Annotated in this window: 12 protein-coding genes; all 12 read left to right on the forward strand. The window is 61.9% G+C overall.

The features are described 5' to 3' along the window. The first annotated feature begins 8 nt into the window (after positions 1 to 8). The gene (gene infB / locus O3675_RS04500) at positions 9 to 2,876 is read left to right on the forward strand and encodes a translation initiation factor IF-2 (protein WP_371571222.1); all 2,868 of its coding nucleotides are present in this window, start codon (positions 9 to 11) and stop codon (positions 2,874 to 2,876) included. A gap of 187 nt (positions 2,877 to 3,063) precedes the next feature. Further along, the gene (rbfA, locus tag O3675_RS04505) at positions 3,064 to 3,504 is read left to right on the forward strand and encodes a 30S ribosome-binding factor RbfA (protein WP_005507090.1); all 441 of its coding nucleotides are present in this window, start codon (positions 3,064 to 3,066) and stop codon (positions 3,502 to 3,504) included. Then, a complete protein-coding gene (truB, locus tag O3675_RS04510) occupies positions 3,505 to 4,602 on the forward strand; it encodes a tRNA pseudouridine(55) synthase TruB (protein ID WP_371571223.1) in 1,098 nt (365 codons plus the stop codon). Positions 4,603 to 4,798: 196 nt separating this feature from the next. Beyond that, on the forward strand, positions 4,799 to 5,551 hold the full coding sequence (locus tag O3675_RS04515; RefSeq protein WP_371571224.1) for a DUF4345 domain-containing protein: 753 nt from the start codon (positions 4,799 to 4,801) through the stop codon (positions 5,549 to 5,551). Between the two features lie 262 nt (positions 5,552 to 5,813). Then, complete coding sequence (locus tag O3675_RS04520) at positions 5,814 to 6,830, forward strand: bifunctional riboflavin kinase/FAD synthetase (RefSeq protein WP_371571226.1); 1,017 nt, start codon at positions 5,814 to 5,816, stop codon at positions 6,828 to 6,830. A 169-nt stretch (positions 6,831 to 6,999) separates the two neighbouring features. After that, a complete protein-coding gene (locus tag O3675_RS04525; protein ID WP_005507905.1) occupies positions 7,000 to 7,458 on the forward strand; it encodes an S-ribosylhomocysteine lyase in 459 nt (152 codons plus the stop codon). Next, positions 7,458 to 8,351, forward strand: coding sequence for a 5'-methylthioadenosine/S-adenosylhomocysteine nucleosidase (gene mtnN / locus O3675_RS04530; protein ID WP_005507095.1), 894 nt, complete (start codon positions 7,458 to 7,460; stop codon positions 8,349 to 8,351). The genes O3675_RS04525 and mtnN overlap by 1 nt, the downstream gene beginning before the upstream one ends. A gap of 221 nt (positions 8,352 to 8,572) precedes the next feature. Then, on the forward strand, positions 8,573 to 8,911 hold the full coding sequence (locus O3675_RS04535; protein WP_005507096.1) for a hypothetical protein: 339 nt from the start codon (positions 8,573 to 8,575) through the stop codon (positions 8,909 to 8,911). Between the two features lie 252 nt (positions 8,912 to 9,163). After that, complete coding sequence (locus O3675_RS04540; protein WP_371571228.1) at positions 9,164 to 10,573, forward strand: amino acid permease; 1,410 nt, start codon at positions 9,164 to 9,166, stop codon at positions 10,571 to 10,573. A 283-nt stretch (positions 10,574 to 10,856) separates the two neighbouring features. Beyond that, positions 10,857 to 11,126 carry a 30S ribosomal protein S15 gene (rpsO, locus tag O3675_RS04545; RefSeq protein WP_005507098.1) on the forward strand — a complete coding sequence of 90 codons (270 nt, stop codon included), beginning with the start codon at positions 10,857 to 10,859 and terminating at the stop codon, positions 11,124 to 11,126. 418 nt (positions 11,127 to 11,544) lie between these two features. Further along, entirely contained in the window at positions 11,545 to 13,764 is a 2,220-nt protein-coding gene (locus O3675_RS04550) for a polyribonucleotide nucleotidyltransferase (protein ID WP_005507901.1), read from the forward strand. Between the two features lie 200 nt (positions 13,765 to 13,964). Further along, positions 13,965 to 15,296 (forward strand): pitrilysin family protein, encoded by a 1,332-nt coding sequence (locus O3675_RS04555; RefSeq protein WP_005507100.1) that lies wholly within the window; start codon positions 13,965 to 13,967, stop codon positions 15,294 to 15,296. The last annotated feature ends 198 nt before the right edge of the window (positions 15,297 to 15,494 follow it).

The following is a 15,494-nucleotide window of genomic DNA, read 5'->3' on the forward strand; positions in this document are numbered from 1 at the left end:
GAGAAAATTTGGCTCAGCCTCGAGTACACGAGTTTGCTAAAGAAGTAGGCGTACCTTCCAAGGAAGTTATCGCCAAGCTCAAGGATATGGGCGAGTTCGTTAAGAGCTCCTCTTCCACCCTGAACCCCATGGTTCTGAAGAAGCTGCGCGCGGAATTCCCCGCCGCAGCCGCTAAGCCTGCCGCAAAGGCAGCACCCGCGGAGTCGGCAGCTAAGCCTGCCGCTAAGCCGGCACCCAAGCCCGCAGCAGCTAAGCCCGCCGCTAAGCCTGCGGCAGCCCCCAAGCCCGCAGCGGCAAAGCCTGCCGCTAAGCCGGCACCCAAGCCTGCAGCTAAGCCCGCAGCAGCTGAGAGCGCAGCTCCCAAGCCCGCAGCAGCTAAGCCCGCCGCAAAGCCGGCAGCAGCACCCAAGCCCGGCGGCCCCCGCCCGGGTAACAACCCCTTCGCATCCCAGCAGGGCATGGCACGCCCCGAGGCTGCACCGAAGCCGGCAGCACCCAAGCCTGCCGCTCCGAAGCCCGGCCCCAAGCCCGGTCCTCGCCCCGGTAACAACCCCTTCGCATCCCAGCAGGGCATGAAGCGTGGCGGCGGCGACTCCCAGCGTTCCGGCGGTCCCCGTCCGGCACGTAACGGTCGTCCCGGTGGCAACGGTGGCGCACGTCCCGGTGGTAACGGCGGTCCTCGCCCCGCAGGTGGCGCACGTCCCGGTGGTAACGGTGGCCCCCGTCCGGCAGCTGGCGCACGTCCCGGTGCACCCCGTCCGGCTGGTGGCGGCGGCGCACGCCCGAACCCCTCGATGATGCCCAAGGTTTCCAACGTTGGTGGCGGCGCGTCCGGTTCCAACAACGGCGGCGGTAACGGTGGCGGCGGCGCACGTCGCGGCGGCGGTTCCGGCGGTGGCTTCAACCGCGGTCCGGGTCGTCCCGGCCCCGGCGGTCGCGGCAACGCACAGGGCGCATTCGGCCGCGGCGGTTCCAAGCGTAAGGGCCGCAAGTCCAAGGCAGCTCGCCGCCATGAGCAGGAGCAGCTGAATGCACCGGCACCCGGTGGCGTGGTTGTTCCTCGCGGCGACGGCTCGACCGAGATTCGTCTGCGCCGCGGCGCGTCCATCATGGACTTCGCTGAGAAGATTGGCGCAAACCCGGCATCGCTGATTACGGTTCTCTTCCACCTGGGTGAGATGGCTACCCAGACTCAGTCCCTGGACGAGGAGACCTTCGAGCTACTGGGTGCCGAACTGGGTTACTCGATCAAGATCGTTTCCCCGGAGGATGAGGAGCGCGAGCTGCTCGAGTCCTTCGACATCGACCTCGAAGCCGAAGCAGAAGCTGAGGGCGAGGATGTCCTGGAGGTTCGTCCCCCGGTTGTTACCGTCATGGGTCACGTTGACCACGGTAAGACCCGCCTGCTGGACGCTATTCGTAACACCAACGTCATTGAGGGTGAGGCCGGCGGCATTACCCAGCACATTGGTGCATACCAGGTCCACACCACCGTTGAGGGTGAAGACCGCGCGATTACCTTCATCGATACCCCCGGTCACGAGGCGTTCACCGCTATGCGTGCCCGTGGTGCGAAGGTCACCGACGTGGCAATCCTCGTGGTCGCAGCGGATGACGGCGTTATGCCCCAGACCGTTGAGGCACTGAACCACGCACAGGCAGCTAACGTGCCGATTGTGGTTGCTGTGAACAAGATCGATAAGGAAGGCGCGTCCCCGGACAAGATCCGTGGCCAGCTCACCGAGTACGGTCTGATCCCCGAAGAGTACGGTGGCGACACCATGTTTGTGGACGTCTCCGCTCGCAACGGCACCAACATCGACGAGCTGCTTGAAGCTGTCACCCTGACCGCTGACGTGCTCGAACTGACCGCTAACCCGAACAAGGAAGCACGCGGCGTTGCTATTGAAGCAAACCTGGATAAGGGCCGCGGTGCGGTTTCCACCGTCCTGGTTCAGTCCGGTACCCTGCGCGTCGGTGACGCTATCGTTGCCGGTGTTGCTCACGGTCGCGTTCGTGCAATGTTCGATGAGAACGGTCAGGCTGTGAAGGAAGCTGGCCCGTCCCGCCCCGTTCAGGTGCTGGGTCTGTCCACCGTTCCTCGTGCAGGCGACACCTTCCTCTCCACCGAGGAAGAGCGTACCGCTCGTCAGATCGCTGAGAAGCGTGAGGCTGCTGATCGTAACGCTCAGCTGGCTAAGCGTCGTAAGCGCGTGACCCTCGAGTCCTTCGACGCCGCTGTGGCTGAGGGCAAGATGGACACCCTGAACCTGATCATTAAGGGTGACGTCTCCGGTGCTGTCGAAGCGCTGGAAGAGTCCCTGATGAAGATCGACGCCGGTGGCGACGAGGTTCAGCTGCGCGTCATCCACCGCGGTGTGGGTGCTATTACCCAGAACGACGTGAACCTGGCTACCGTGGACAACGCGGTCATCATCGGCTTCAACGTCCGCCCGGCAGAGCGCGTTGCAGAACTTGCCGACCGCGAAGGCGTCGAGATGAAGTTCTACTCGGTCATCTACCGTGCGATTGAGGAAATTGAGCAGGCCGTCAAGGGTATGCTCAAGCCCGAGTACGAGGAAGTGGAGCTCGGCTCCGCAGAGATCCGCGAGGTCTTCCGCTCCTCCAAGTGGGGCAACATCGCAGGTTCGATCGTCAAGAACGGCATCATCAAGCGCAACGCCAAGGCACGCCTGGTGCGCGACGGTTCCGTGGTGGCAGACAACCTCACCATCGAGTCGCTGCGTCGTTTCAAGGACGACGCTACCGAGGTTCGCGAAGGTTTCGAGTGTGGTATTGGCCTCGGCTCCTTCAACGACATCAAGGAAGGCGACATTATCGAGACTTGGGAGATGCGCGAAAAGCCGCGTGTCTAAGACTCACACGCTGATGCGCCCGTCACCCGCTAGTATTCCCGCACCCGCAGGCTTCTAAAACTTAGAGCCTGCGGGGCGGGTGCTGGCGGGGCGGGCGCTTCCGCGTTACCTGGAACGCCTCCACAGCACCCCGAGTGTTCGCGGAAGGCGCCACGATATTTCACCACGACATTTCAAGGAGAAACACATGGCTGATGCAGCCCGCGCGGCACGACTTGCCGACCGCATCAAGGTAATTGTGGCGAAGGCGCTGGAGCGTCGTGTTAAGGATCCTCGCCTCGGTTTTGTGACCATTACCGATGCCCGCGTGACCAACGACCTGCAGCACGCAACCCTGTACTACACCGTGTTCGGCTCCGAAGAGGACGCCGCAAACACCAAGAAGGCGCTGGAATCCGCTAAGGGTATTCTGCGCGCCGAGGTGGGTAAGAACATCACTGCCCGCCTGACCCCCACCCTGACTTTCGTCGCTGATGAGGTTCCCGAGAACGCCTTCCACATTGAGGCGCTTCTGCGTGAGACTCGCGAGCGCGACGCCGCCCTGGCTGCTGCAGCTGAGGGTGCCGAGTACGCTGGTGAGGCTGACCCCTACAAGAAGGATGAGCCTGCCGAGGGTGAGGACGCCTAAGTGGCGAAGAAGCAACCTCAGGGCCCGTCCGGTCTGATGGTCATTGATAAGCCCGCCGGGATGAGCAGCCACGACGCGGTCTCTCAGATGCGTCGTATTGCTGGCACCCGGCGGGTTGGTCACGCTGGTACGCTGGATCCCGCCGCGACCGGCGTGCTGATTTTGGGCATCAATAAGGCGACGAAGCTGCTGACCTACCTGGTAGGTCAGGATAAAACCTATGACGCGACGATTCGTCTGGGCATTGAGACGCTGACTGAGGACGCCGAGGGTGAGCACACCGCCGCGCATCCTGACGCCGTTGAGGCGCTGACCGGTTTGGACGCTGAGCAGATGCGTGCGCGCATCCTGGAGGCTGTGGCGCAGCTCAGTGGCGATATTCTGCAGGTTCCTTCTGCGGTGTCCGCTATTAAGATCAACGGTGTTCGTTCGTATGCGCGTGTGCGTAGCGGTGAGCAGGTTGAGTTGGCGGCGCGTCCGGTGACGATTAGCGAGTTTACGGTGCATTCCATCAACCCTGGTTTTGCCGAGTACGTGATTGAGGACCCCGAGAACGAGGGCGAACACGCGGCAACTTCGGTTCCCGTGGTTGACTGTGACGTGACGGTTTCGTGCTCTTCGGGCACCTATATTCGTGCTCTGGCGCGTGATCTGGGCAAGATTCTGGGCACCGGTGGCCACCTGACGGCTCTTCGCCGTACCCGTGTGGGTGCGGTGGTGCTTGAGGATGCCGCCGATTTGGCGCAGTTGAAGCAGCGCCGTGAAGAATCGGAGGCGCCGCTGGAAGATTTGCCGCTGCTTCCCCTGGAGGAGGCGGCACGCCGCATCTTTGGTGCGCGTGAGCTCTCTGCCGCGGAGGCGAGCGATATTTCTTACGGTCGTCGTATTAGCCCCAGCGGTGACGGTTCCGTGGTGAAGCGTTCCGTGCACGCGAGCGCGGATGAGTCCGGCGCGGTGCAGCATGCCAGCGTTGAGGGTATTGTGGCGGGCTTCGCCCCGGATGGTACCCTGGTTGCCCTCCTGGAGAATAAGAAGCAGCGGGGGAAGGTTCAGGCCGCCCCGGTGCTGGTTTTTGAGGCGAATCGTTCCTTCAACTAGGCGTTGAAGGCTTATGATGGGCGAAGAGGGTTCGGTGTTCGTGCCGGCACTCCTCACGCTTTATTGATTCAGTGCCCTATTGAATGTGCGCCCTACCGAATGTGCGCCCTATTCATTCAACACGCTAACGTAAACAACCCCTGAACACACATGACTACTCGTGCGGGTGCCGCCCGGCCCTGCTGAAGGAGAGAAGATGAGCGAGAACCAGAGCTCCGCTAAGAAGGCTAGTGAGCCTCGTACCGCGCCGGTACCCCGCGTGGAGTCTGCACAGGCTGAAGCTACCGTAACCGGGGCTGCTGCGACCGGAGCTGCTACTCAGGGCGGTGCCGCGAAGGCTGCCGGTGCTAAGACTGCTGAGCCTATTTCTGCGGCGAAGGCACCCGAGGGTGTTCGCGTAGCCGCACCGGCGTCCGGCGATAAGGCGTCGCAGAAGGCCGATAAGAAGGCTGAGAAGAAGGCAACCCGCGAGGCGTTTGCCCGCCCCAAGAGCATTGAGGAGGCGGCTAAGCCTCAGAACCGTGCGGCGTTCCGTGCGGCGGTGGCGCTGTACGGTCTGTTCATGATTGCGTACGGTGTGTGGCAGGTTCTGGGCGGTATCCGCGTTATTCCGGATGCGCCTCAGGACTTTGCGAACCCCTCGGTGCAGTCGAACTACGTGTTCTTCGCGGCAACCTATGTGGGTGTGGGCCTGTCCTTCGTGTTCATTGCCATTAAGTTCAAGTGGGTGAACATGCTCGCGTTCTCCTGCCTGGTGGTTTTCCTGGGCGGTGTGGGTCGTATCCTGTCGTGGGCGTTTTTCGGCACCCCGCACTGGTCGCTGATCGTGCTGATGGTGACTGAGCTTGTGATTCCGCCCTGCCTGCTGGTCTGGTACGGCTGGATCAACAAGTCCAATAAGATTCGCGAGGAGATGCTGAAGGCTTCTCGTAACCAGGCTCGTAAGTAGTCGTAACGCCCGGGGAGGTTCCTGCCGCACGGTGGGGTGCCTGCCCGGGCTTTTTTCTGGGTGGGTGCTGCGCATGGATTTTCCAGGTGCAGAGGCTGTACAGTTGCGTGCCAGATACCCCGCCGTATCCGCAAAGGTAGGGGAGAGGGCACCGCCTGCGAGGGACGCCGTTCCATTCCCTGTTGATTCCCGTTTTGAATTCTGCATCCTGCCGCCTGTGGTCTAGGATGGTTAGGTACATTTATCTTTTTCAGGAGAGCCCGTGACCCTCTACACCGCTTTGAGCGAGGTCCCCGCCGGCTACGGCCCCTCGGTCGTGACCATCGGCAATTTTGACGGCGTGCACCGTGGACATGCCCGCGTGATTTCGCGCGTGGTCTCCCTTGCTGAAGAGCACGGTTTGAGCTCTATCGCGGTCTCTTTTGACCCGCACCCGATGCAGGTGCACCGTCCCGAGGCGGCCCACCACGACATTATGGGTCAGGGTTCGCGACGCTACTTCATGTGCCTGCTGGGTCTGAACGACTACCTGCTGCTGAACTACAACCTGGAGTTTGCTGCACAGACCCCCGAGGAGTTCGTGAAGTCCACCTTCGTGGATGCGCTGAATGCGCGTTTCGTGGTCATCGGTGACGACGTGCGCTTTGGTAAGAACAACTCCGGCGACCTGAACACCATGCGTGAGCTAGGGGAGAAGTACGGCTTTGAGGTGGTTGTCGTTGAGGATTTGATGGTGGATGAGAACACCCGCTGCTCCTCGACCCGCATCCGCCAGCTGCTGCTGGAGGGCGATATGCCCGCCGCAACCGAGCAGCTGGGCCGCCACCACATGATGGCTGGTGAGGTCGTACACGGTCTGGCGCGCGGCCGCGAGTTGGGCTTCCCGACCGCGAACCTTGAGCTTGAGGCGCGAGGCCTGATTCCCGCCGACGGTGTGTACGCCGGCTGGCTGGTGGACGAATCCGGTAACCGTCACCCCTCCGCTATTTCGGTGGGTACGAACCCGACCTTTGACGGTATTGAGCACCGCCAGGTTGAGGCGCACGTGATTGACCGCCCGGAAGAGCGCGTGGAGGATTTCAACCTGTACGGTCAGCGTGTGCTGATTGAGTTCGTGAAGCGTCTGCGCCCCATGGTGGCGTACACCGGTGTTGAGGCGCTGATTGAGCAGATTAACGATGACGTGGTGCAGACCCGTGAGGTGCTGGCTGAGGACGCGAAGAACTACTGCCCGCCGGAGTGCCCGGTGCAGGCGGAAGTGAAGCATCCCCACTTCTAAGAGCAGCATCCTGCGCTCATAGCTTTTGCCTTTAACGGCTTTGAAGCCCCGGCGGCAAGATTTTCGGATCTGCCGCCGGGGCTTTTGCGTGCCCGCCTGCCTATACGTCCAGCGCCGATAGCAAGGCACCCCTGTTTTAGTCGCCCCCGTTTTAAGAGAAGATAGAGTCATGGAAAAAATGAACGTCGAATCCTTCAACCTCGACCACCGCGCCGTAGCAGCACCCTACGTGCGTATCGCAGACCGCAAGGTCCTGCCCGGTGGCGACACCCTCATCAAGTACGATATCCGCTTCACCCAGCCGAACACCGCGCACCTGGAAATGCCGACCGTGCACTCCATCGAGCACCTGAGCGCCGAGCACATGCGCAACCACACCGACCGTCTGATTGACTTCTCCCCGATGGGTTGCCAGACCGGTTTCTACGCGCTGACCCTGGGCCTGGAGCCCGAGGATTTCTTCCCCATCCTGGAAGCAACCCTCAACGATATCCTCAACGCAACCGAGGTTCCGGCAGCGAACGAGGTGCAGTGCGGTTGGGGTGCCAACCACACCCTCGAAGGCGCGCAGGCTGCGGCTCGCGAGTTCCTCGCGGCACGCGATGAGTGGGCTCAGGTGATGGCGTAATGAGCGCACAGATCCCTGATGCTTTCGCATCCGCCTTCAACCCGGTGGACTTTGACCCGAACGCTTTCGACCCGGCTGAGGCATTCAACAGCATGTTTGAGCTGATGGACGGCATGTCCAACGCCATCATCATTCAGGTGGCTATGGATGAGGAGCTCGCGCCCTTCCTGAAGGTGACCGAGGAGCTGCAGCCGTCCTTCACCGAGGGCGCCGCAGTATTCCATCCGCGTTACCTGCAGGTGGGCGAGGACCAGGTTCCGCTGCTGCTGGTTCGCTCCAAGATCGGTCTGGTGAACGCGGCGAGCGCCGTCACCGAGGCGATCAGCTACTCCTCGAACTGCCTGGGCGTCATTAGCGCAGGTACCGCCGGCGGTTTGGCTCGCGGCATTAACGTGGGCGACGTGCTGATTGGCGAGAACTACACCTACACTGACGCCGACGCGACCGCGTTCGGTTACGCGCGCGGCCAGGTTCCGGGCATGCCCGAAAGCTACGACGGTCAGGCGGATGAGTGGCAGGATGCCCTGGAGCATGCGCTTGCCGCACTGGAGCCGGTGCGTGAGCAGGCTGAGAGCCCGTGGGAGGTGCGCCGCGGCCAGATGCTGGCGGGTAACTCCTTCGTAACTGCCCACAACGTGAAGGACACCCGCGAGGCGTTCGAGGGCGCCATCAGCACCGACATGGAGACCACCGCTATTGCGCAGGTCTGCCACAACTACGAGATTCCGTTTATCGGGGTGCGTTGCGTGTCTGATCTGTGCGGCCCGGAGGCTGACCAGGACTTCCACCTCTCCGTGGACGTGGTGGCTCCTCGTTCGGCTCGTTACGCGCTGCAGCTGGCTGCTGAGCTGTGGACCGAAGCGCAGCTGGAGGCGCTGGAGCTGGCTCTCTAAAGCTCTAGAGCATGCGGCACGATGGGAGCTCGCATGCGGCAAGTGCCGGGGCGTGAACCTGACGGGTTTGCGCCCCGCTCTTTGCGCCCCGGTCCTTTTATGCCGGTCCTTTTGCGTCCCAGTCTTTTTATGATCAGGCACTTTGACGTACCCGGTCCGTAAGAAATGCAGAAATATTAACCGCGGTGAATATACATTCTGTGTGTCGTGGAGTACTATGAATGTGGAAACTGTCCGATCTCACAGAGGAGTACGTCGTGAAGTTCTGCCCGACTCTCGCCTCCGTCACCGGTCTGCTCGGTGGCTACAAGGTTGCATCTAGCACCGGCATCCGCCCGCTCGGTGGCGCTGTCCTGGCACTGTGCGGTGCCGTGGCTTACAAGAATTGGAAGCGTAAGGCTGGCGCAGGCCGTGCCACCTTCCTCACCGCTGTCTACCTCGGCGCGTTCGGCGCCGCTCATCCGCTCGCCAAGAAGCTTGGCGCGTGGCCTGCAGTCTACACCGTGACTGCTGCAACCGCTCTGTGCTCTATCGTCATTGGACGTAAGCGACAGAAGTAGTCTTTGACGAAAAGACGGCGGAAAGGCAACGTTGCCTTCCCGCCGTCTTTTGCGTTCCCTCCCACCGTACCGGTTGGGTGGGGATGCGCCGGGGCGACGCGCGAAGGCAACACTTTCTGCGCAACGCCCCATCACTCGATGGGGAGTGAATCAACCGGTACCGCTCTCAGTCACCTGCTGAGCTGCGGCACCGCTCGATAAGTTTCCCCGCCACCGGCGGGTACACCCCACGAGGTAAAGGAAAAGAAGAAGATGAATACCACTCCGGACTCATCCCCGGTACAGCAGGGAGCAGTAGCCTCCGAGAGCCCGCAGCTAGCGCGTGGACTCTCCCTGCGCCACATCATGTTCATCGCCCTCGGCTCCGCCATCGGCACCGGCCTGTTCTACGGCTCTGCCTCCGCCATTCAGCTGGCGGGTCCCTCCGTGCTGCTTGCCTACGTTATTGGCGGCGCGGCAGTGTTCATGGTGATGCGCGCAATGGGCGAACTCGCCCTGGCGCACCCGGTCTCCGGAGCGTTTTCCGAATACGCGACCCGCTACCTCGGACGCTGGGCTGGCTTCGTAACCGGCTGGACCTACGCCCTGGAAATGGCGCTGGTCGCCATTGCGGACGTCACCGCCTTTGCCTTGTACATGAAGTTCTGGTTCCCGAACAGCCCCTCCTGGATTTGGATCGTCTCGGTTCTGCTGATTCTGCTCGCCATTAACCTGGCGAAGGTCAAGGCGTTCGGCGAAACCGAATTCTGGTTCACCCTCGTGAAGGTCAGCGCCATTATCGCCATGATCGTTGGCGGCGTGGTTCTGCTCTTCGTGGGCGTGCAGGCGCACGATTCGGTCGCCCCCTCCGTCACGAACCTCTGGGCTCTTGAAGGCGGCTTCTTCGCGAACGGATTTACCGGCTTCCTCGCCTGCTTTACCGTGGTGATGTTTGCCTTCGGCGGTATCGAGAACATCGGTATTGCCGCCGGTGAGGCAAAGGACCCGCGCACCTCGATTCCCAAGGCGATTCGCACGGTGCCGTTCCGCATCCTCATCTTCTACATTCTGACCCTGTCGGTCATCATGTCCCTATACCCCTGGTACTCGGTGACGAAGGCGAACTCGCCGTTCGTGCAGATCTTTGAGGGTCTGGGCATTCCGGCTGCTGCTTCAATTCTGAACGTGGTCATCATTACCGCCGCCATCTCTGCGCTGAACGCGGACGTGTACGGTGCCGGCCGCATGATGTACGGCCTGGCGAAGCAGAACCTGGCGCCGGCTTCCTTTGCGAAGGTTACCAAGAACGGTGCGCCCTGGATGACCACCCTCATCATGGTGCTGGTCATGGCGGTCGGCGTGATTGTGAACGTGCTCTTCGAGAACGCGTTCGAGGTGGTCGCCTCCCTGGCAACCTTCGCGACCGTATTCGTGTGGGTCATGATTCTGCTGGCGCACATTGCTTTCAAGCGTAGCGGTGCCGATACCGAGGCACAGCCGGTGCGCCAGCCCCTGTGGCTGAGCTACCTGGCGTTGGCGTTCATGATCTTTATCGTGGTGCTCTTCGGCTGCTTCACCGATACCCAGCTGGCGCTGGTGATGGGCGCAATCTGGTGCCTGTTCCTGCTGGGCTACTACCGCCTCGTGGTGGTGCGCGCTCGCAGTGAAGCAGCAGAAGCATAGGGAGCAGAAGCACAGACACCGAATAAACGTAGAGCCCGGTGCGAGAACCCGGTTGTGAAACTCGGCTGTGAAACCCGGCTGTGAAGCCCGGCGACCGGTAGTGTGATGAGCTACCTGTCGCCGGGCTTCTGCTCACCCTTCCACGAAAGCGCCCCGGTAGCGTAGAATGGGAAGAACGCGTCTGCAGTCCGCAGTAGACGACGTGTATTACAGGGCGTAAGCCCACCACCCGGCGGCAACCGTCCGTACGGGACGTATGCGGTACTAACTCTAGGAGTTAAAAGTGGCACTGGATCCCGCTGTCAAGCAGGCAATCATCAAGGAATACGCAACCCACGAGGGCGACACCGGTTCGCCCGAGGTTCAGATTGCAGTTCTGTCTCGTCGTATCGCCGACCTGACCGAGCACCTGAAGTTCCACAAGCACGATCACCACTCCCGTCGTGGCCTGATGATCCTCGTTGGTCGTCGCCGCAACATGCTCGGCTACCTGAAGAGCGTCGACATCGAGCGTTACCGTTCGCTGATCGAGCGCCTGGGTCTGCGCCGATAAAACAGGAGCGTCTTGACGCTTTTGTGGTGATTAATCGCCTTTAGGCGGTGTGTGCGGACGTGCTGTCAGCACTACCAACCCTCCAACACGGAGGCGGGTAGCGCCAGCGCGTCCGTACTGCCGCGTTGAGGGGCGCATCTTCCGCTCGCTAGATTCCAGCACTAGATTCCAAGACTAGATCCAGCGCTAGATTCACAGCGAGAAATCGGTAGAAGACACCGCCCCACCTGAAAGAAAGAACAGAAGGCCGTACCGGCACACACGCCGCGGTCCTCGGTAGCGAATTACGGAACAACACCACCCCCACAACCGTGCCGACACACGTCGAGCACACGAAAAGGCGGGGGAGAGGTGCCGTGGTTTCCTATCGAAGGCCGACTCGTGCGCCGTACGGCCTGCCAAGAAGAAAGAAGGAACCGTGGAAGGTCCCGAAATCAAGTTTGCTGAAGTCGAAATCGACAACGGCATTCACGGTAAGCGCCACGTGCGCTTTGAAACCGGCCGCCTCGCAAAGCAGGCTGCTGGCTCCGTCCTCGTCACCATCGATGACGAGACCACCCTGCTCTCCGCAACCGCAATCGGCAAGTCTCCCCGTGAGGGCTTCGACTTCTTCCCGCTGACCGTGGACGTGGAAGAGCGCATGTACGCAGGCGGCAAGATTCCCGCATCGTACTTCCGCCGCGAAGGCCGCCCCAGCACCGAAGCAATCCTGGCTGCACGCCTGATTGACCGCCCGCTGCGCCCCGCCTTCACCAAGGGTATCCGCAACGAGGTGCAGGTCGTTGTGACCGTCCTGACCTACGAGCCGGACGAAATCTACAACACCTTCGCGATCAACGCTGCATCCGCATCGACCTCCCTGTCCGGTGCGCCGTTCAACGGCCCCATCGGTGGCGTGCGCATGGCACTGATCGACGGCCAGTGGGTCTGCTTCCCCAAGTACTCCCAGCTGGAAAACGCTGTGTTCGACATGGCTGTTGCAGGTCGTATCGTCACCAAGGCTGACGGTACCGAAGACGTCGCCATCATGATGGTTGAGGCAGAAGCAACCGATAACTCCTGGAAGCTCATCAAGGAAGACGGCCAGACTGCCCCCACCGAAGAGATCGTCGCAGAGGGTCTGGAAGCAGCTAAGCCCTTCATCGCAGCACTGTGCAAGGCACAGGCTGACCTGGTGGCCCGCGCAGGCAAGCCCGCCCTGGAACTGCCCTTCTTCGGCGGCCACGGCGAGGACGTCGACGCAGCAGTTGAGGCATTCGCAGCAGACCGCCTGGCAGAGGTGTACTCCATTGCTGGCAAGCAGGAACGCGAAGCAGCAGCAGCCGAGCTGCAGGAAGAGCTCATGGAAGCTCTCACCGGCGAAGGTAAGGAATTCGAAGAGCGCTCCAACGAGGTCTCCGTAGCATTCGCTGCCCTGACCAAGCACGTGGTTCGCCAGCGTATCCTCACCGAGCAGGTTCGTATTGACGGCCGCGGCCTGACCGACATCCGCCAGCTCACCGCTGAGGTTGAAATCCTGCCCCGCGTTCACGGTTCCGCTCTCTTCGAGCGCGGCGAAACCCAGATCATGGGTATCACCACCCTGAACATGCTCAAGATGGAGCAGCAGCTGGACTCCCTGCACCCGGTCAAGTCCAAGCGCTACATCCACCACTACAACTTCCCGCCGTACTCCACCGGTGAGACCGGCCGCGTGGGTTCGCCCAAGCGCCGTGAAATCGGTCACGGTGCCCTCGCAGAGCGCGCAATCACCCCGGTGCTGCCCTCCCGCGAAGAGTTCCCCTACGCAATCCGTCAGGTCTCTGAGGCTCTGGGCTCCAACGGCTCGACCTCCATGGGCTCGGTTTGTGCATCGACCCTGTCCCTGCTGAACGCCGGTGTGCCCCTGCGCGCACCCGTTGCAGGTATCGCAATGGGCCTGGTCTCTGACGAGGTTGACGGCGAGACCCGCTACGCAGCCCTGACCGACATCCTCGGTGCGGAAGACGCACTGGGCGATATGGACTTCAAGGTGGCAGGTACCTCCGAGTTCGTGACCGCTATCCAGCTGGACACCAAGCTCGACGGTATCCCCGCATCCGTGCTCGCTGGCGCGCTGACCCAGGCACGTGAGGCTCGCCTGCACATCCTCGAGGTGCTCGTTAGCGCGATTGACGCACCGGATGAGATGAGCGAGTTCGCACCGCGCATTATTTCCGTGAAGATCCCGGTTGCCAAGATTGGTGAGGTCATCGGCCCCAAGGGTAAGATGATCAACCAGATCCAGGAAGACACCGGCGCAGACATCTCGATTGAGGACGACGGCACCGTGTACATCGGTGCAGCTGACGGCCCCTCCGCTGAGGCTGCCCGTGCGGCAGTGAACGCTATCGCTAACCCGCAGGTTCCCGAGGTGGGCGAACGCTACCTGGGTACCGTGGTGAAGGTGACCGACTTCGGCGCGTTCATCTCCCTGACCCCCGGTAAGGACGGCCTGCTGCACATCTCCGAGATGCGTAAGCTCAACGGCGGCAAGCGCGTGGTTGACGCCGAGGACGTTGTCTCCGTGGGCCAGAAGGTCCAGGTGGAGATCACCAAGATTGATGACCGCGGCAAGCTCTCGCTCGCACCGGTCGTTGAGGGTGGCGACGACGAGTAGTCGTAACCCCCGCTAAGTGATGAGGGGCGTTCGGCGCACCCGGTGCGGTTCACTCCCCGCCGGATGCACCGGGCGCCCCTTCGCTGTGCTTGCCCTGCATCTTTTGATGCTCACCCGCCCCACCAACTGTGGGACTGCCTACAGGTAGTGGGGCGGGAATGCTTACCTTCAGACGTACCTGTTGAAAGGTTCTTCTCTCTATGTCTATTTCCCTGCCCGTCGAGCTTGAGGCCATCGCCGAAGAGCTCAACTACGAGCACGGCCGCCTCATCTACGAGGGTGTGGGCGGTAACGAGGTGCGCCGTTCCATCCTGCCCGGTGGCGTACGCGTGATTACCGAAAAAATGCCCGGTACCCGCGGCGTATCCATCGGGTTCTGGGTGGGAGTCGGCTCCCGCGACGAAGCCCCCGGCATGCTCGGCTCCACCCACTTCCTGGAGCACCTGCTGTTCAAGGGCACCGGCACCCGCACCGCCCTGGACATCGCATCCTCCTTCGACGCGGTAGGCGGCGAATCCAACGCCCTGACCGCTAAGGAGCACACCTGCTACTACGCGCGTGTGCTCGACGATGACGCACCCATGGCGGTGGACGTCATCACCGATATGGTCACCAACGCCCTGCTGGATCCGGCTCACCTTGAGCAGGAACGCGGCGTAATCCTCGAAGAGATCGCCATGGACCAGGACGACCCGACCGACGTTGCTTTCGAGAACTTCGTGGAGCAGCTCATGGGTGAGAACCCGCTGGGCCGCCCCATCGGCGGTACCCCGCAGGAGATTACCGAGGTGCCGCGTGACGCCGTGTGGGAGCACTACAAGCGCTACTACACCCCGGACCGCCTGGTCATTTCTGCCGCCGGTTCGCTGGAGCACAGCACCATGGTCCGCCTCGTGCTGGAGGCGCTGACCCGCTACGGCTGGAACCTGCAGGAGGGCGTGGCACCGGCACCGCGTCGCGTACGCACCGACAGCGGCATTGTTCCGCTGAGTGAGCTGCGTGAGGTGGAGAAGGGCTTCGAACAGACCAACATTGTGATGGGCTGCCCGAGCATTATCGCCGGTGACGACCGCCGCTACGCAATGAGCGTGCTGACCAGCGCGTTCGGTGCGGGCATGTCTTCGCGCCTGTTCCAGGAGATTCGTGAGAAGCGCGGCCTGGCCTACAGCACGTTCGCGTTCTCCGGTGCGTACTCGGATGCCGGCTACTTCGGCATGTACGCGGGCTGCCTGCCCGCTAAGACTGAGCAGGTGCGTGAGGTCATGGGCTACGAGTTCGATAAGCTCGCCACCGCCGGTATTACCGAGGAGGAGCTGACGAAGGTCCGAGGCCAGCTGGCTGGCTCCACCGTGCTCGGTAGCGAGGATTCGGGCTCGCGCATGTCCCGCCTGGGCCGCGCCGAGCTGGATTCGGGTCTGTTCACGAGCACCGATGAGCTGCTGGAGAAGATCCGCGCGGTCTCTCTGGAGGAGGTTCGCGACTTGGCGGCGTACCTGGGGCAGCAGCAGATGATTACCACCATCGTGCGCTAACCCCTGAACATCTCTAACGCACAACGCGGATAAGGCATAAAAACGCCCGTTCCCACACCCCATCTGAGGGGGAGGGAACGGGCATTTTGTATGTATCGGCACCTATCGAAGAGATGCCTCCAAGAAGTGCTTCCGGGCGCTCTGCCGCCCATGCTCTTGACGCTCAGCATGAGCGGCAGAACCGAAAAAAGCTACCTA

It is taken from the genome of Rothia sp. 27098_8_27 (assembly GCF_041432805.1).
Classification (GTDB): Bacteria; Actinomycetota; Actinomycetes; order Actinomycetales; family Micrococcaceae; genus Rothia; species Rothia mucilaginosa.